The organism is Actinoallomurus purpureus (assembly GCF_024055795.1).
Classification (GTDB): domain Bacteria; phylum Actinomycetota; class Actinomycetes; order Streptosporangiales; family Streptosporangiaceae; genus Actinoallomurus; species Actinoallomurus purpureus.
In genome coordinates this window covers 34601-51144 of the sequence record NZ_JAMXMY010000020.1, presented here as the reverse complement: position 1 = coordinate 51144, position 16544 = coordinate 34601, and the positions used below count along the sequence as shown (strand labels likewise).

Genomic DNA, 16544 nt, shown 5'->3' with positions numbered 1-16544 from the left:
CGACAGGCGTCGGCGAGAGAATCGAAGTACTCGGCGATCTCCTCGATGCGGATGTGCGGTGTAGTCGCCGAGTCCATCGAGGACCAGGTCGATCGATTCGTGTTCTCCGGCGTCGAGCGCTTCGGGGTCGCCGGCGATCATGCCGGCCTCGAGCTCGAACCGACCGCGGTGGCAGGCGTACCGCGTCCCAGCCGACCGGCAGGAAACCGAGGCATTCCAAGGTGGTAGTGGCCTCCTCTGGAGCCTGGGGGCAGGCGGGTCGGGACGGGGCGCGTGGCGTACGGTGGCTGCCTGATGCGGATCACGACGCGGAACGCGCGCTTTCAGCAGTGGGCGGCGCTGCTCACCAACCGGACGAAGCGCCAGCGGTCGGGGGAGTTCCTCGTGCAGGGCGTGCGGCCCATCACGCTCGCGGTCGAGCACGGCCGGCCTGTCCGTGCCCTGCTGTACCCCGCCGGAAGGCGGCTGTCGGCCTGGGCGCAGGGGGTGCTGGACGCGACGACCGCCGAGCGTGTCGAGATGGCGCCGGCGCTCCTGGACGAGCTGGCCGGCAAGGAGGACGCGGAGCTGGTCGCCGTCGCGGCGCTGCCGCCGGACGACCTGGCGCGGATCACGCCGGACGGGCCCGTCGTCGTCTTCGACCGGGCCGCCGAGCCCGGCAACATCGGCACCGTCGTCCGCTCCGCCGACGCCTTCGGAGCCTCCGGCGTCATCGTGACCGGCCACGCCGCCGACCCGTACGACCCGAAGTCCGTGCGCGCCAGCACCGGATCGCTGTTCGCCGTGCCGGTCGTACGCGTCCCCGCGCCCCGTCCGGTGATCGAGTGGGCGCACGAGAACGGCTTGCGCATCGTCGGCACGGACGAGACCGGCACGGTGGACGTCGGCGATCACGACCTGCGGGATCCGGCGCTGCTCGTCATCGGCAACGAGACCCGCGGCATGAGCGGCACCTGGGCCGCGGCCTGCGACGACATCGTCCGCATCCCGATCGTGGGGGCGGCGAGCTCGCTCAACGCCGCCTCGGCCGCGACGGTGTTCCTGTACGAGGCCGCCCGGCAACGCGGAGTCGCCGCCGAGACGGCGCCTGAAAAAATAAGAAGTCGCAGGTAGAAAATACGTTGCCTCGATCGTGCGGGCGATCGTACGCTTCTCGCGAGCACTTGAACGGCTCCGCCCGGCGGAGCCCCGGCGGATGAGTGGAGGTGGCAGTCCGGTGAGGAACACACTGATTTCTTCGACCTGGGCCGCCGCCTGCGCGCGTCCGGCGATGGTGTCCCCGAGCGGCTCCACCGTTGCCTTCGCGTCTCTGCCGAGCCTTGAGCCGGTCCGGTATGCGTCCGTCGAATCGGGACGCGTGCGTCCTGGCGGCGTGGATCTGCAGACGTGGCATGCCCTTGGGATGTCCCCGGCTACCCAGACGAATGCCCAGGTCAAGGGCGCTGCCAAGAAGCGCGCCGCAGTGGGTCCGTACCCCTGGAGACCACCGGAGCAATAGCTCCGAGTCAGGCCTCCAGGCCGCGGATCCCAACCGGGAACCGCGGCCTTTTTGTTTGGCCAGAACCCGTCGAGCCAACGAGATCACATCAAGAGAGGGGTGGAGACCTTGGAACTCGCGTTCACCGCGATCAGCGAGAACCTTGATCTTCCCTGCCGGACCGAGCCTGAGCTGTTCTTCGCCGAGTCGCCGCAGGACGTCGAGCTGGCCAAGGCGCTCTGCGCCGAGTGCCCGATCCGGCGCGCCTGCCTCGCCGGTGCCAAGGAGCGCCGGGAGCCCTGGGGCGTCTGGGGCGGGGAGCTTTTCGTACGGGGCGTCGTCGTCCCCCGCAAGCGGCCGCGTGGTCGTCCGCGCAAGGACGCCGTGGTGGCGGCATGACACACCGACCGGACCTTCGCATCGACATGGAGAAAGAGCAACAGATGAGCTTGCTCAGCATTGAACTGTCCCAGGAACGAATACGCGACGCCGAGCGTGAGGCCACACGCCGCCGCGACGTCGCCCAGGTCCGCGCCATGCGCAGGGCCCGGCGCGACGCCGAGGTGACCGCGGTCCGCCTCCGGCGTCTCCTGACCACGCGCTGACGCGCCTCCCGAGAAGAAGCGGGCCCCCGGCACCACACGGCCGGGGGCCCGTTCGCCGTACGGCGGCATGGATGTGCTGTGGCGTGGCTCTCGGACCGCGCGTTCGGCTTTCGCGCGTGTCGATGATCAGAGATGCTGTAGGGGAGAGCGTATGGAGGGGGCGTGGGGGATGGTCAGCTGTTCGTCGTGTGGAGCGACCGCTGAGACACCGCTCGGCTGGATGACCGAGATCACCGAGCGGGGCACGCACTACCTGTGCGAGCGCTGCAGCCGGGAGAACATCCGGTCGATCGAGGGCCGGCTGGACCCCGTCTACTGGTAGGCGAGCCGTCAGCTCGCGATCTCTTCGCCCTCCTCGCCGGACGCCTCGTCGTCGGTGAGGTCGGGGTCGTCGTCGGCGAAGCCGGGGACCCACGTCAGTGCCTCGTCGCGGAACCTGCCCTCCGCCTCGAGCTGGCACAGCACTCCCGTGCCGGCGGCCACCACGCGGTGGATGAGCACGTACGACGGCGGCAGGTTGAGCTGGCGGGCGACGTTCGTCGGGCGCAGGTCGGCGACGCGGGCGGCCTCTTGGCGCAGCCACTCCCGGCTGAACTTGAAGGTGTCCTCGATGAGCGGCTTGGCGATCGGGGCGATGAAGGCGTGCAGCGAGTCGGGGTCGACCGCGACTCCGTCGCGGATGAAGTCCTCCTCGCGCAGGGCCTTCATGATCTGGTCGACGTCGCCCATCGTGCCGATGCGCATGAGGACGCCGATGCGCCGATGGAAACCGCCGGGCAGCCGGTCGACGGCGCCGAAGTCGATGACGCCGAGCCGGCCGTCCTCCAGCAGCCGGAAGTTGCCGGGGTGCGGATCGGCGTGCAGCAGGCCGCAGCGCGCCGGCCCGGAGAACAGGAACCGGCAGTAGAGCAGCCCGGCGTGGTCGCGCTCCTCCTGTGCGCCGTCGCTGATGATCGCCGAGAGCGGAGTGCCGTCGATCCACTCGGTGACGAGCACGTGCCCGGACTGGGCGACGACGTCGGGGATGAGGAAGTCGGGGTCGGCGGCGTACGCCGCCGCGAAGGTCGCCTGCGACTCCGCCTCGATCGTGTAGTCGAGCTCCTCGGCGACCCGCCGCTTGAGCTCGGCGAGCATCGTCTTGACGTCGAGTCCCGGCGCGAGGACCGCGAACAGTTTGCCCAGCCGTGCCAGCTGGTTGAAGTCGCTCAGCAGCGCCTTGCCCGCTCCGGGGTACTGCACCTTGACGGCGACGGTGCGGCCGTCGTGCCAGATGGCCTTGTGCACCTGGCCGATCGAGGCCGCCGCGGCCGGCCGGTCGTCGAACTCGGCGAAGTTGTCGCGCCAGTCCGGGCCCAGACCTTCGGCCAGCACCCGGTGCACCGTCGCGGCCGGGAGTGGCGGGGCGGCCTCCTGGAGTCTGGTGAGGGTGGCTCGGTAGGGGCTCGCGATCTCCGGCGGGAGCGCGGCCTCGAAGATCGACAACATCTGGCCGAACTTCATCGCTCCGCCCTTGAGCTCGCCGAGCACCTTGAACAGCTGCTCGGCGGTGCGCTGCTGGATCTCGGTGGCGACGAGCTCGGCGGGCCTGCCGAGGGTTCGCTTGCCGACGCCGAGGGCGGTCCGCCCGGCGAAACCGATGGGGAGGGAGGCCAGCTTGGCGGTCCGCGTCACAGCGCGGCGGGGGAGATCACTCATTGAGTACCTGCTCTCAGCGCATCCGCGAGGCGGCCGTGCTTGCCGGTTCGCTCCGCACGTCACCCTATTCTCGGCGAGGCGCGCCGTGGGTTCCACATCGGCCGGTGAAGCATCTGCGGTCGCCCGCGTGCCCCATCGTGCGTGAGCGGCGTGACCAGCGAAAACGGGTAAGTGTGTGCTTTCTCACGTCCGCCGGGATCGCCACCCGCGCCTCTCCGGCCCTCCGATGGTGCCGTCCGCCCGAGGTCCACAGGGGACCGCAGGAGACGCTCCGAGCCTGTGGAAAACCTGAGCAAAGCGTGTGGACAGTCCTGGGGATGTTTCAAATGCGCCGTCTCTACCAGCGAAAACGCGACGCACCCCCTGTGGAGAAAACGAAGTTTTCGATACGGTGCTTAGCGTGCCCCCCACAGGCGAGATAGAGGTGCGTCGCAGTTCCCGGCGTCGGCGGACCGTCACCGCGCGCCGAGATGGCGACAAGACCGTCGTGATGGTCCCCGCCGGACTGAGCGCCGCCGAAGAGCGTGAATGGATCGACACGGTCCTCAAACGCCTGGCCGACCGTGAGCGCCGCAGGCATCCGAGCGACGACGCACTGTTCGACCGAGCACGGGAGCTGTCGCGCCGTTATCTCGACGGCCGGGCAGCGCCCGCCAGTGTCCGCTGGGTGACCAACCAGCGCAGCCGCTGGGGCTCGTGCACTCCCGACGACGGCACCATCCGGCTGTCGACGCAACTGCGCGGGATGCCGGGCTGGGTCGTCGACTACGTTCTGGTACACGAGCTCGCCCACCTGCTCGTCGCCGGGCATGGGCCGTCGTTCTGGAAGCTGGTCGACCGCTATCCACGGACGGAGCGGGCCCGCGGTTACCTCGAGGGCGTGGCCGCCACGGCCGGGCTGCCGCTGGTGGACGGCGATCCGACGCACGACCCGCCCATCCGCGCGGGCGAGATGCCGCACGACCCGCCCACCCGTGCGGGCGAGGCGCCGCACGACCGGCCGGCCGCCGCCGACGTGACGCCGACCCGGAGCGGAGACCTGGTGCTGGACGGGGACTCCGCGACGTGACGAGCCGGTTCGCCGCCGTCCTGGCGGGGACGGACATGGCGGCACCGCCCGGCACCGATCCCGACGACTACCGGCTCGCCCTGCTGGAGGACACCTACGAGGTGGTGGCCGGGCTGGAGTTCGTCACCCCGGTGCTCGCGCTGACCGCCCCCGACCCGGCTGCGGAGGCCGTCACCTGGCCGGGCACGCCCATCGTCCGGGCCGCGGGCCTCGACGCGCTGCTGCCCGCCCTGCACGACCTGGGCGCCGAACAGGCCGCCGTCGTCGCGCCCGACGCGCCGGACCTGCCGGCCCTGCTCCTCGGCAAGCTCTTCCGCGCCCTCGGCAGCGGGCAGGTCGCCGTCTGCCCCGCGGCGGGTGGCGGGCTGGTCGCGCTCGCGGCCCGGCTGCCGGCACCGCCCTGGCTGGCCGGGATCGGCCTGGACACTTCCGATGCCCCCGCCCGGCTGCGCGCGGCCGCCGGGACCCCCGGCGCCGTACGCTCCGCACCCGGCTGGCACCGGCTCCGCACGCCCGCCGACGTCTCCCTTCTCGACCCCGGCCTTGAGGGCTGGGACAACACGAGGGCACTGCTCGCAGGTCATTGAGCGGGTTACGGCTTTATGTCCAGCACGTTACATTGACCGGCTCTGCAAAGGATTGCAGAGTTTCATGCATCCAAACGGACCCGAAGGAGTCGCGGTGCCGGTGACCATCCAGGACGTCGCCCGTGCGGCGGGAGTTTCGGTGTCGACCGTCTCCCGGGCGTTCACCGTTCCGGACCTGGTCAAGGACGAGACCCGGCAACACGTCCTCCAGACCGCGGAGCGGCTGGGCTACCGCCCGAACCGCGCCGCCCGGGGACTGATCACCGGCAAGACCGGAAACTTCGGCGTGATCGTCCCCGATCTGTCCAACCCGTTCTTCCCCACCGTGCTGAAGGGCGTCCAGGCCCGGGCCCGCGAGGCGGACTACGCCGTCTTCCTCGCGGACTGCGACGAGAACGCCACCGAGGAGATCGCCCTCGTCCAGGCCATGGCCAAGCAGGTCGACGGGGTCATCCTCTGCTCGTCGCGGATGTCACCGAACCAGCTCGAACGCGTGGTGGGCACGACCTCGCTCGTCTTCATCAACCGTCAGGTGCGCGACCACCCGACGGTGCTGATGGGGGCGGCGGGCGGGATGCGCCAGGCCATCGACCACCTGGCCGCGCTCGGGCACCGGCGGGTCGCGTTCCTGAACGGCCCGAAGGCGTCCTGGTCGAACCGGGAGCGACGGCGCGGCCTGCGCCAGAGCGCGCGGTACGACATGGAGATCGTGGAGCTCGGGCCGTTCGCCCCGCGTTTCGAGGGCGGTCCGCACGCGGCCGATCTGGCGATCGCCGAGGGCGTCACCGCGATCATCGCCTTCAACGACCTGCTGGCGCTGGGGGTGATGTCCCGGCTGGCCGACCGGGGCATAGCGGTGCCCGACGAGATGAGCGTCGTCGGCTTCGACGACATCCCGATGGCGGGCATGGCCACCCCGCCGCTGACCACCGTCGCCATGCAGAACGAACGGGCCGGTCGAGCAGCCGTCGACCTGCTCGTGAACCTCCTTACCGTCTCCGGCGCCGAAGCGGGGGATCTCCGCCGGGAACTCGACTGCCAGTTGATCGTGCGGGCCTCGACCAGCGTTCCCGCCCGATCGTGACCGGAAGGAAAGATCCCTCATGCGCGCTAAGAAATGGTGCCTCGCGACGGCGTTCATCCTCGTGGCGGGCGCCTGCGGTTCGCCGAACTCGGGGGGCGGGGCCAAGGACGTCACCCCGGACAAGGTCCCCGACACTCCGAAGAACCCGGTGACGCTCAACATCATCGACGTCGCGGGCAACCTGCAGCTCACCCAAGGGATGATCGACGAGTTCGTCAAGAGTCACCCCAAGGTGATCAAGAAGGTCACCTACACGAAGGCGACCGCCCCGGAGCTGCCCGGAAAGATCAAGGCGCAGCAGAGCGCCGGTCAGGTGCAGATCGGCCTCGTCCTCACGGGCACCGACGGCCTGTCCGCGGGTGTCGACCAGAACCTGTGGGTCAAGACCGACGACTACTCCAGCCGCATCGGCAACCCGAACTACCAGGAGCCGGCGGCCAAGATGCAGGACCTGGCCCAGGGACAGGGCGTCGAGGTCGTGTACTACCCTTCCGGCCCGCTCATCGAGTACAACCCGCAGAAGGTGACCAAGCCGCCGACGACCACGGACGAACTGCTCGCCTGGGCCAAGGCGCACCCGAAGAAGTTCCAGTACGCCCGGCCCGCCAACTCCGGCCCCGGCCGTACGTTCCTCATGGGCCTGCCCTACCTGCTCGGTGACTCGAACCCCAAGGACCCGCAGACGGGCTGGGCCAAGACCTGGAACTACCTTTCGGAGCTCGGCAAGTACGTCGACTACTACCCCTCCAAGACCTCGGAGACCATGAGCAACCTGGCCAACGGGTCGGTCGACATGATCGCCAGCACCACCGGCTGGGACATCAACCCGCGGGCGCTCGGCCAGGTGCCGGCCGGCGACAAGGTCACCTACCTCAAGGGCATGCACTGGGTGACGGACGCGCAGTACGCCACGATCCCGCGCGGCGTGTCCGCCGACGTCCTCTCCGCGGACATCCAGCTGATGAAGTGGATGCTCACCCCGCAGCAGCAGGCCAAGGCGTACGACTCCGGCTACTTCTACCCGGGCCCCGCGGTCAACGGCGTGACGATCTCCATGGCCCCGGCCAAGTCCCAGCAGGTCATCCAGCAGTTCGGGCGTCCGGAGTACGACAAGTGGATCGCCCAGTTCCCGAAGGAGACGTCGCTGCCCGCGAAGCAGCAGGTGACGGCGTTCGACCAGTGGGACCGGACCGTCGGTGGCGGAAAGGTCCACAAATGAGCCTGGCCCCGCGTACGTCCGGCCCCGGCGAGGAGCGGAAGTGAGCCAGACCAAGATCTCGGAACTGCGGCTCGACCAGGTGAGCCGTGAGTTCGGGGGTGTGCGCGCCCTCGACGGGCTCGACCTGACCATCACGGGCGGTGAGTTCGTCGCCCTGCTCGGCCCCTCCGGCTGCGGCAAGTCCACCGCGCTGAACTGCCTGGCCGGGCTGCTGCCGCTGACCGGGGGCACGATCACGCTGGACGACCGCAGGATCGACACCTTGCAGCCGGAGCAGCGCGGGTTCGGCATGGTCTTCCAGAACTACGCGCTGTTCCCGCACATGTCGGTGCGCTCGAACATCGGCTTCGGCCTGCGCATGGCCAAGGTCCCCAAGGGCGACGCGCGCCGCCGGGTCGAGGAGGCGCTCACGCTCGTCCAGCTCACCGAGCACGCCGACAAGTTCCCGGCACAGCTGTCCGGCGGCCAGCAGCAGCGGGTGGCGATCGCCCGCGCGATCGTCCTCGAACCACCGCTCGTGCTGATGGACGAGCCCCTGTCGAACCTCGACGCCAAGCTGCGGCTGGAGATGCGCACCGAGATCAAGCGCATCCACCAGACGCTGGGCCTGACCACCATCTACGTCACGCACGACCAAGAGGAAGCGCTTTCTCTGGCCGACCGCCTTGTCCTGCTCCGGAAGGGCAGGGTCCAGCAGATCGGCTCGCCCGAGCACGTCTACACCGAGCCGGCCAACCGGTTCGTCGCCGGCTTCATGGGCTACCGCAACGAGCTCGAACTCCCGGTCGGGTCCGTCAACGAGAAGACCGTCGTACTCGATGGGCTCGGTGCCGGCGGGCTCACCGGCGTCCGGCGCGACGACCTCGGTGAGCGGGCGGTCGCCGCGATCCGGCCCGAGGACTTCACGGTCGGCGCCGGCCCGAACGCGACGGAGGTGACCGTCGAGGTCGTGGAGTACCAGGGGCGCGAGCAGGCGATCCAGGCACGGACCGACGACGGCGTCGACCTGCACCTGCGCGCCGGGACCCGTCTGGCGCCCGGCGACCGGGTGACGGTGTCGGTGCCGCCGGAGCGGGTGCTGGTCTTCGCCGCCGAGAGCCCGGCGGCACCCGAGGAGGTGGCCTAGGTGGCCTCGTCGGCCGTCGCCTCTCCGCGCATCGCGCTGCGGCACCGGCTCGCCGAACGCGGTGTCGACCGTACGCTCCTGCTCCTGCTGCCCGCGGTCGTCTTCGTCGTCGCGCTGTTCATCTACCCGTTCGTGTACGGGCTGCAGCTGTCGTTCCAGCCGCAGCCCGGCTCGGAGGCGGTGAACAGGTACGGGTCCGGGCCGTTCGCCGACTACCGGAACTTCTTCGCCGACCCGTACCTGCGCGACACGATCTGGACCACTCTGAAGATCGGCCTGCCGGCCGCGCTGTTCAACGTCCTGGCCTCCGTGCCCATCGCGTACCGGATGCGCGGCAGGTTCCGCGGCAAGCGCACCATCACCACGATCCTCGTGGTGCCGATCACGCTCGGCACGGTGCTCACCGCGGAGGGCCTGCTCGCCTTCATGGGGCCGACCGGCTGGTTCAACCGGATCCTCATGGACGTCGGGATCGTCGACCACCCGGTGCGGCTCACGCACAACTACTGGGGCGTCGTCTTCTCCCTCGTCATCACCGGGTTCCCGTTCGCCTTCCTGCTCACCCTGTCGTACCTGACCGGGATCGACCCGACGCTGGAGCGGGCCGCCTCGACGCTCGGGGCGAACTGGTTCCAGCGGTTCCGGCACATCACGCTGCCGCTGCTGGCACCGGGGCTGGCCATCACGTTCTGCCTGTCGTTCGTGCTGGCGTTCTCGGTGTTCCCCTCGGCGATCATGGTCGGTGAACCCGCGCGGCAGACGCGGGTCATCTCCATCGCCGCGTTCCACGCCGCCTTCGAGCAGTACGACTACTCCATGGCCTCGGCCATCGCCATGATCATGGGCGCCGTCGAGCTGATCGTGATCGGCCTCGTCCTCGGCTGGCGCGCCCGCCTGTACCGCGGAGCGACGGGAGGCAAAGGGTGACCACTTTGACAGAAGCGCCGCCCGCCGCCGAGGAGAAGGCGCCCAGGCGGGTGGCACTGCGGCCCGGGGCGTGGATCGTCTGGGGCGCGGTCGTCTTCTTCCTCCTCATCCTGCTCGGCGTGGTCGGCGCGGTCGTGATCGACTCGTTCGGCACGAAGTGGTTCGGCGGCTGGCTGCCGAAGGGCTGGACGACCCACTGGTACGGCACGACGTGGAAGGAGTTCGACCTCGGGAGCGTCCTGACGGTCACGCTGGAGGTCGCGATCGCCGTCGTCGTGGTCTCCGTGATCGTCGGCGTGCCCGCCGCGTACGCGCTGGCCCGCCGCGACTTCCCCGGCAAGCGGGTGCTCATGGTGGCGTTCCTGCTGCCGATCCTCATCCCGCCGATCACGTACGGCGTGCCGCTGGCCACCGTGCTGTACAAGTTCCACCTGGCCGGGAGGCTCAGCGGCGTCATCCTCGCCAACCTCGTGCCGGCGGTGCCCTTCGTCATCCTCGTGATGACGCCGTTCATCGAGCAGATCGACCCGAAGATCGAGGCGGCGGCCCGCATGTGCGGCGCCAAGACCTGGGTGATCTTCACGCGGATCCTCGGCCCGCTGCTGATCCCCGGCATGCTCGCCGCGGCGATCCTCGTCCTGGTGCGGACGGTCGGCATGTTCGAGCTGACGTTCCTCACCGCCGGGGCCGACAGCCAGACCCTCGTCGTCGCGCTCTACTACTCGGTCTCGGCCGCGGGCATCCGCGCGCAGCAGGAGATCGACGCGATGGCGGTCATCTACACCCTGTCCATGCTCGTGCTGCTCGTCGCGGCACTGCGCTTCGTCAACCCCACCCAGCTGGTCACCCAGATCAAGGAGAGAGATTGAAGACCCTGCTGACCCCCGGCAAGGACACCGAGCTGATCGGCCTGGACCTGGCCGACCTGGCCGAGGGCGAGACCCTGGAGCTGAACCGCGACGAGGAGGTCGCCGCGGTCGTCCTCTCGGGCGTCGTCGACGTCGACGGGCTGGGCACGGCCGGCGGCCGCAGCGGTGTGTTCGACGGGCCCGGCCACACGGTGTACGCCCCGCCGAACACCGCCCTGACGTTCCGGGCGACGGGCGGTCCCGCGCAGCTCGTCATCGCGAGCGCCCCGCTCGGCGACGGCCGGCCCGGTACGGCCCGGATCATCGGCCCCGACGACCAGCAGGTCGACGAGCGCGGCGACGGGAACTGGTCGCGCACGGTCCGTACGATCCTCGGCCCCGGCGACGACGCCGGGCGGCTGCTCCTCGGCGAGACGATCAACCCGCCGGGGAACTGGTCCAGCTATCCGCCGCACAAGCACGACACCCATGAGCCGCCCCGCGAGGTCCGGCTCGAGGAGGTCTACCTGTTCAAGCTCGACCCGGCGAACGGCTTCGGCGTGCAGATCCGCTACGACGGCGAGGGCGAGGAGTGCTTCACCGTCCGCGACGGCGACGTCGCGACCATCCCGGCCGGCTACCACCCGGTCGTCGCCGCCCCCGGCTACTCGCTCTGCTACCTGTGGGTCATGGCCGGTGAGGGCCGGCAGATGATCCCCTACCTCGACCCTGAGCACGCCTGGGTCCAGAACGGCTGACGACATGAAGACTCGGCGTGAGGATGCCACGCCGGTGCGGGCTCGCGGGAGCACGCGACCGAAGAGGCCGGTCGGCACCCGAAACCACATCGGCATCCTCGCGTCGGTGAACTGCTCCGCGACGGTCGCGAAGATGATCGCGAGCCGGTCGGCGGCCCTCGCGGAGGAGTTCTCGAACGTGGACGGCGTCGTCGCCCTCACGCACGGCACGGGCTGCGGGATGGCGGCCGACGGCGACGGCATCCGGCTGCTGCGGCGCACCCTGAACGGCTACGCCCGGCATCCGAACTTCGCCGCCCTGCTCGTGGTCGGGCTCGGCTGCGGCTGTTGCTGGAGGTCGCCTCGGGCCGCGGAACGGCTGCCGAAGAGCTCGGCTCCGGCGATGATGACTTCGCCGCCCTGGCAGATCGGGGCGGTGCTGTGAGGACCGATCAACGGGAGGACACCATGCGGCTGTCACTGACGAGCCGGCCGCGGCAGGTGCCGTCGTCGGTGGGGATCGTGCACCTGGGAATCGGCGCGTTCCACCGGGCGCACCAGGCGGTCTACACCGAGGACGCCGGCGACGGCTGGGGGATCTGCGGGATCACCCAGCGCAGCGCGAGCGTGGTCGAGCAGCTCGCCCCGCAGGACGGGCTGTACAGCGTGCTCGAACGCGGCCGCGAGGGCGTGTCGGCGAGGATCATCGGCTCGGTCCGGGAGGTCCTGACCGGCGACGCGACCGCCGACCGGATCGCCGATCCGGCGGTGCGGATCGTCTCGCTGACCGTGACGGAGAAGGGCTACCGGCACGACCCGGCGACCGGGCGGCTCCGCCTCGACGACCCGGAGATCTGCCTGGACATCACCGGCCGCGAGCCGCGTACGGTCATCGGCCGGCTCGTACGGGGCCTGGCGCGGCGGGAGGCCCCGGTGACCGTGCTGTGCTGCGACAACCTGACGTCCAACGGAGCGACCCTGCGCGGTCTGGTCGAGGAGTACGCCGAGCGGGCGGGCGTGAAGATCACCTGTGACACGGCCTTCCCGGCGACGATGGTCGACCGGATCGTCCCCGCCGCCACGGCGGAGGACCTGGACGAGGCCGAGCGCCTGCTCGGCGTCCGCGACCTCGGCGTGGTCGTCACCGAGCCGTTCACGCAGTGGGTCATCGAGGACTCCTTCGCGGCGGGCCGCCCCGCCTGGGAGAAGGCAGGCGCGATCTTCACCGATGACGTCGCGCCGTACGAGCTGATGAAGCTGCGGCTGCTCAACGGGGCGCACTCGATGCTGGCCTACCTCGGCTCGCGCTTCGAGTACGTCTCCGAGGCGGTCGACGTGCTCCGCGACCCCCTGCGCCGCTACATGGACGAGGAGGCGACGCCGACGCTGACCGTCCCGGCCGGCTTCGACCTGGAGCAGTACAAGGCGTCGCTGCTGGACCGATTCGCCAACCCGGCGCTGAGGCACCGCACCGGGCAGATCGCGATGGACGGCTCGCAGAAGCTGCCGCAGCGTCTGCTCGGCGTCGTCCGCGACCGCCTCGCGGCCGGGGCCGAACCCCGCTGGGCGGCGCTGGCCGTCGCGGCGTGGATGCGTCACGTCTGGACCGCCAGGGAACTCGACGACCCGCTCGCCGACCACCTGCGCATGGCGGTCTCCCGCGCGATCCGGCCCGCCGAGGTGGTCGACGCGCTGCTGTCCATCAGCGAGGTCTTCGGAGAGGACCTCCGCGAGTCCCGCGTCTTCCGCGACCTGCTCGTCGAGCACCTGGCCTGGCTGACCTCTGGCGCGTCCCCGTACTGAGCGAGAGCCCCCTGCCCGGCGCGCAGGGGGCTCCAACCGCTCCTTGACGCGATCTCAGAGGCCGAACCACCGCCGTACGGCCGCGTGGAGGCCGTCCAGCTCTGCGGCGTCCGGGCGGGCGGAGTCCGATGCCCACGCCACGTAGCAGTCGGGCCGGAGGAGCATTGCGGTGGCCGGTGCCTCGGGACCACGGGGGCGCGCGGTGACCACGTCGATCTGATCGCCCCGGGCGGGCAGGGCCGATCCGAGGGAGGCGTCCTCGGTCAGGTCCAGCAGGAGCGGCCGCGCGGTCCGGGTCGGCTCCGCCAGCCGGACCGTCCCCGTCTCGGTGCGCAGCACCAGGTCCGGGGCCCACCGTCCGACCAGGGGATGCGCGTCCCGTACCCCCATGTCGTACCGGATGTCCGCGCCCGCCATCAGGTCCGCGATGCGCCGTACGGTGTTCCGGTCGCCGAGCAGTTCGGTGAACAGCTCGCGCAGTGCGGTGACCTCGCTGCCCGGAGCGATGAGCGCGGACTGTGCCTGCGTGTGCAAGACCACGCGCTCGGCGACGGGCCGCCGCTCGGTCTCGTACGTGTCCAGGAGCCGGGGCGGGGCGTGCCCGAGGATCTCGGCGGCGAGCTTCCAGCCGAGGTTGACCGTGTCCTGTAGCCCCAGGTTGAGCCCGGGCCCGCCGATCGCGGAGTGCACGTGGGCGGCGTCGCCGACCAGGAAGACCCGCCGGTCGCGGAACCGCTCGGCCAGGCGCGTGTTGCCGCCGGTCAACCGCCGCAGCAGGTGGGGTCCCTCGCCGGTGGGCGGGCCGAGCGGCATGTCGACACCGAGCACCCGGCGGATGCTCGCCCGCATCTCGTCGAGTGTCATCGGTCCGTCGCCGTCTCCCGGTGCGCCCAACTCCAGGGTGGTGACCAGCGGCTCCCGGCCCGGGAAAGGCGCGAAGGCGAACACGCCGCGCTCGTTGCGGTGATGCATGAACGACGGGATGACGCCGTAGCCGGGGACGTCCAGCGCACCGGTGGCCGGATCCACCCACGCTGCCGGCGGGTGGGCATGCACGGTGCGGGAGACGGTGTCGTCCCGGGTGACACCCGGGAAGTCGATGCCGGACCGCTTCCGCGTCACACTCTGCCCGCCGTCCGCGCCGACCAGGTAGCGCGTCCGAATCCGGTAGGAGCCGTCCGGGCCCATGACCGTGACGGTGACCGCCTCGTCGTCCTGGTCCAGGTCGGCGAGGGCGTGACCGCGTCGGATCTCCACGCCGAGCTCGACGGCGCGCTCCGCCAGGACCTGGGTGATGCGGACCTGCGGAACCGGCAGCAGGAAGAGCGGGTTGTCCTCCAGCGCCGACAGGTCCAGGGGAAGCGCACCGAACATGTACGCGGGAGCCGGCTGCGGCGGTTCCTTGCTCCCGCTGAGCCGCTCGTACAGGCCCCGGCGGTCGAGCATGCGCACGACCTGGCCGACCAGACCGTTGGCGCGCGGCTCCGCGCTCGACTCCGGCAGTCGCTCCAGGACGATCGGGCGTACCCCGGCGAGGCTGAGCTCGCAGGCCAGCATGAGCCCGTTGGGCCCGGCGCCGGCGATGACGACATCACTGATCATTGAGTGTTCCTCCTGGTGAAGACCGATGTGAGGGCATGACGGAGCGGCCCGGCGGCTGGGAGCACGCGGGCTGGTACGGGGCCGCTATCAGGGGACGGGCAGTCCGGCCCAGATCCTGTCGAGCGCGTCGCTCAGGATCACGCCGATGGGGACCGTCGGGTCGGAGCGCAGCCAGTGGTCCATGGCGACCGTGGCGGCCGCGCCGGTCGCGGCGGCGACGAGGCTCGGATAGATGTCGCGAGCGACGTCCGTGCCGATGCGCTCGGCGATCGCCGTGGCCAGCTCCCTCTGGACGACCAGATCGGCCTTGAAGAACTCGCCCTGCACGTCCGGCTCGGTGAGCATGAGGCGGATCCCCTTGACCCACTGGCTGAGGAACTCCCGGCTGCGCGGAGACCTGTCGGCTCCGGGCTCGGGCGCGAAGCGCGCCAGCACCGCGTGCGTGACGGCCTCGGGCAGCGGCTCGTCGGCCGGACGGGCGCGCAGGTCGTCCGCGACGTGCAGCATGCGGTCGATGTGCCGGGCGACGACCGCCTCGGCCTTGCTGGAGAAGTAGTTGCGGAACGTGCGCACGGACACGTTCGCCTCGGCGGCGATGTCCTCGACCGTCACGGCGTCCCAACCGCGCTCGACGCTCAGACGGATCGTCGCCCAGCTCAGCGCCGCGCGCGTCTCCTGCTTCTTCCGCTCCCGCAACCCCAGGGGAGCCCCGTCACCGGTGGCCATGCGACCACCGTACCTGAACTTGCTGGACCGGAAAAGATGCCGACTGGGCAAGTTTTCCAAATCGGCAAGTTTCCATCTGCTGCTGCTGCTGCTGCTGCTGCTGCGCCTCGTTGAGTTCGGGATCGTCGCCCTTCCGGTGGCCTCGCGAACGGCGATTTTCCCGAAGTCAACGGGGGTGGTCCGTGGGCGGCGTTCGGGCGCCGCAGTGGGTATTGAAACGTGTTCTAGTAATGCTTAGGCTCGCGTCGTGATCCTGGACCGTTTTCGCCTGACCGGCCGGGCCGCGATCGTGACGGGTGCCGGACGCGGCATCGGGGCCGCGACCGCGGTCGCCCTCGCCCAGGCCGGCGCCGACGTCCTGATCTCCGCCCGCAGCGAGGACCAGCTCCGCAAGGTCGCCCGCGAGATCGAGGACGCCGGACGGCGGGCCGTGGTCGTCCCCGCCGACCTGACCGACCTGACGGCGGCCGCCGGGCTGGCCGCCTCGGCGGTCGAGGCGTTCGGCCGGATCGACGTGGTCGTCAACAACGTCGGCGGCACCATGCCGCGCGCCTTCCTCGACACGACGGACGAGTTCCTGGCCGAGGCCTTCCACTTCAACGTCGGCACCGCGCACGCCCTGACCCGCGCGGCGGTACCGCACATCACCGAGGGCGCGGTCGTCAACATCTCCTCCGTCATGGGCCGCATCACCGGCCGCGGCTTCCTGGCCTACGGCACGGCCAAGGCGGCGCTGGCGCACTACACGCGGCTCGCGGCCCTCGACCTGGCGCCCCGGATCCGCGTCAACGCCATCGCCGTCGGCTCGGTCGCCACCTCCGCCCTGGAGATCGTGACGACCAACGACGAGCTGCGGACCACGATGGAGGACAACACGCCGCTGCGGCGCATCGGCGACCCCGAGGACATCGCCGCGACCGTGCTCTACCTGGCCTCGCCCGCAGGGGCGTTCGTCACCGGGCGCGTCCTGGAGGTCGACGGCGGCACCGACCAGCCGACCCTGGACCTCGGCCTCCCGGACCTGTGAGGCCCCGTTCTT

Annotated in this window: 17 protein-coding genes; 14 read left to right on the top strand and 3 right to left on the bottom strand. The window is 70.6% G+C overall.

What is annotated here, in order from left to right; all coding sequences use genetic code 11:
* The first annotated feature begins 294 nt into the window (after positions 1 to 294).
* From NE236_RS31135 to NE236_RS31125, 3 genes are all read left to right on the top strand, one after another.
* On the top strand, positions 295 to 1113 hold the full coding sequence (locus NE236_RS31135; protein ID WP_252845773.1) for a TrmH family RNA methyltransferase: 819 nt from the start codon (positions 295 to 297) through the stop codon (positions 1111 to 1113).
* Positions 1114 to 1606: 493 nt separating this feature from the next.
* Positions 1607 to 1876 (top strand): WhiB family transcriptional regulator, encoded by a 270-nt coding sequence (locus tag NE236_RS31130; protein WP_289851122.1) that lies wholly within the window; start codon positions 1607 to 1609, stop codon positions 1874 to 1876.
* A complete protein-coding gene (locus tag NE236_RS31125) occupies positions 1873 to 2082 on the top strand; it encodes a hypothetical protein (RefSeq protein ID WP_252845771.1) in 210 nt (69 codons plus the stop codon). Before NE236_RS31130 ends, NE236_RS31125 begins: the two co-directional genes overlap by 4 nt.
* Before the next feature lie 330 nt (positions 2083 to 2412).
* On the opposite strand, the gene NE236_RS31120 is transcribed toward NE236_RS31125, so the two are convergent.
* Entirely contained in the window at positions 2413 to 3777 is a 1365-nt protein-coding gene (locus NE236_RS31120) for an ABC1 kinase family protein (protein WP_252845770.1), read from the bottom strand.
* Between the two features lie 400 nt (positions 3778 to 4177).
* Between NE236_RS31120 and NE236_RS31115 the strand changes: the two genes are divergently transcribed.
* The 10 genes from NE236_RS31115 (at position 4178) to NE236_RS31070 (ending at position 13177) form a co-directional block, all read left to right on the top strand.
* Entirely contained in the window at positions 4178 to 4846 is a 669-nt protein-coding gene (locus NE236_RS31115) for a M48 metallopeptidase family protein (protein WP_372494461.1), read from the top strand.
* Positions 4843 to 5433 carry a glycosyltransferase family protein gene (locus tag NE236_RS31110; RefSeq protein WP_252845769.1) on the top strand — a complete coding sequence of 197 codons (591 nt, stop codon included), beginning with the start codon at positions 4843 to 4845 and terminating at the stop codon, positions 5431 to 5433. The genes NE236_RS31115 and NE236_RS31110 overlap by 4 nt, the downstream gene beginning before the upstream one ends.
* A gap of 94 nt (positions 5434 to 5527) precedes the next feature.
* Positions 5528 to 6517: a LacI family DNA-binding transcriptional regulator gene (locus tag NE236_RS31105; RefSeq protein ID WP_252845768.1), complete on the top strand. Its 990-nt coding sequence runs from the start codon at positions 5528 to 5530 to the stop codon at positions 6515 to 6517.
* A gap of 19 nt (positions 6518 to 6536) precedes the next feature.
* Positions 6537 to 7736, top strand: a complete 1200-nt coding sequence (locus NE236_RS31100) for an extracellular solute-binding protein (RefSeq protein ID WP_252845767.1) — start codon at positions 6537 to 6539, stop codon at positions 7734 to 7736.
* A 40-nt stretch (positions 7737 to 7776) separates the two neighbouring features.
* Positions 7777 to 8862, top strand: coding sequence for an ABC transporter ATP-binding protein (locus tag NE236_RS31095; RefSeq protein ID WP_252845766.1), 1086 nt, complete (start codon positions 7777 to 7779; stop codon positions 8860 to 8862).
* A complete protein-coding gene (locus tag NE236_RS44755; protein ID WP_252845765.1) occupies positions 8863 to 9789 on the top strand; it encodes an ABC transporter permease in 927 nt (308 codons plus the stop codon).
* Positions 9786 to 10658 (top strand): ABC transporter permease, encoded by an 873-nt coding sequence (locus tag NE236_RS31085; RefSeq protein ID WP_252845764.1) that lies wholly within the window; start codon positions 9786 to 9788, stop codon positions 10656 to 10658. The genes NE236_RS44755 and NE236_RS31085 overlap by 4 nt, the downstream gene beginning before the upstream one ends.
* Positions 10655 to 11395: a 5-deoxy-glucuronate isomerase gene (locus NE236_RS31080; RefSeq protein ID WP_252845763.1), complete on the top strand. Its 741-nt coding sequence runs from the start codon at positions 10655 to 10657 to the stop codon at positions 11393 to 11395. The genes NE236_RS31085 and NE236_RS31080 overlap by 4 nt, the downstream gene beginning before the upstream one ends.
* Before the next feature lie 4 nt (positions 11396 to 11399).
* Positions 11400 to 11819 (top strand): UxaA family hydrolase, encoded by a 420-nt coding sequence (locus tag NE236_RS31075; protein WP_289851104.1) that lies wholly within the window; start codon positions 11400 to 11402, stop codon positions 11817 to 11819.
* Positions 11820 to 11842: 23 nt separating this feature from the next.
* Positions 11843 to 13177, top strand: coding sequence for a mannitol dehydrogenase family protein (locus NE236_RS31070; protein WP_252845761.1), 1335 nt, complete (start codon positions 11843 to 11845; stop codon positions 13175 to 13177).
* A gap of 54 nt (positions 13178 to 13231) precedes the next feature.
* On the opposite strand, the gene NE236_RS31065 is transcribed toward NE236_RS31070, so the two are convergent.
* On the bottom strand, positions 13232 to 14779 hold the full coding sequence (locus NE236_RS31065; RefSeq protein WP_252845760.1) for an FAD-dependent monooxygenase: 1548 nt from the start codon (positions 14777 to 14779) through the stop codon (positions 13232 to 13234).
* A gap of 87 nt (positions 14780 to 14866) precedes the next feature.
* Positions 14867 to 15505 (bottom strand): TetR/AcrR family transcriptional regulator, encoded by a 639-nt coding sequence (locus tag NE236_RS31060; protein WP_252845759.1) that lies wholly within the window; start codon positions 15503 to 15505, stop codon positions 14867 to 14869.
* A gap of 247 nt (positions 15506 to 15752) precedes the next feature.
* Here NE236_RS31060 and NE236_RS31055 point away from each other — a divergent pair, with 247 nt between their 5' ends.
* A complete protein-coding gene (locus NE236_RS31055; protein WP_252845758.1) occupies positions 15753 to 16532 on the top strand; it encodes an SDR family oxidoreductase in 780 nt (259 codons plus the stop codon).
* Positions 16533 to 16544: the final 12 nt, after the last annotated feature.

What these genes read in the sequence shown, in the direction of transcription:
- NE236_RS31060 (WP_252845759.1), bottom strand. Translation starts at nt 15,505, where the DNA reads ATGGCCACCGGTGACGGGGCTCCCCTGGGGTTGCGGGAGCGGAAGAAG.
- NE236_RS31100 (WP_252845767.1), top strand. Translation starts at nt 6,537, where the DNA reads ATGCGCGCTAAGAAATGGTGCCTCGCGACGGCGTTCATCCTCGTGGCG.
- NE236_RS31120 (WP_252845770.1), bottom strand. Translation starts at nt 3,777, where the DNA reads ATGAGTGATCTCCCCCGCCGCGCTGTGACGCGGACCGCCAAGCTGGCC.
- NE236_RS31135 (WP_252845773.1), top strand. Translation starts at nt 295, where the DNA reads ATGCGGATCACGACGCGGAACGCGCGCTTTCAGCAGTGGGCGGCGCTG.
- NE236_RS31125 (WP_252845771.1), top strand. Translation starts at nt 1,873, where the DNA reads ATGACACACCGACCGGACCTTCGCATCGACATGGAGAAAGAGCAACAG.
- NE236_RS31075 (WP_289851104.1), top strand. Translation starts at nt 11,400, where the DNA reads ATGAAGACTCGGCGTGAGGATGCCACGCCGGTGCGGGCTCGCGGGAGC.
- NE236_RS31070 (WP_252845761.1), top strand. Translation starts at nt 11,843, where the DNA reads ATGCGGCTGTCACTGACGAGCCGGCCGCGGCAGGTGCCGTCGTCGGTG.
- NE236_RS31065 (WP_252845760.1), bottom strand. Translation starts at nt 14,779, where the DNA reads ATGATCAGTGATGTCGTCATCGCCGGCGCCGGGCCCAACGGGCTCATG.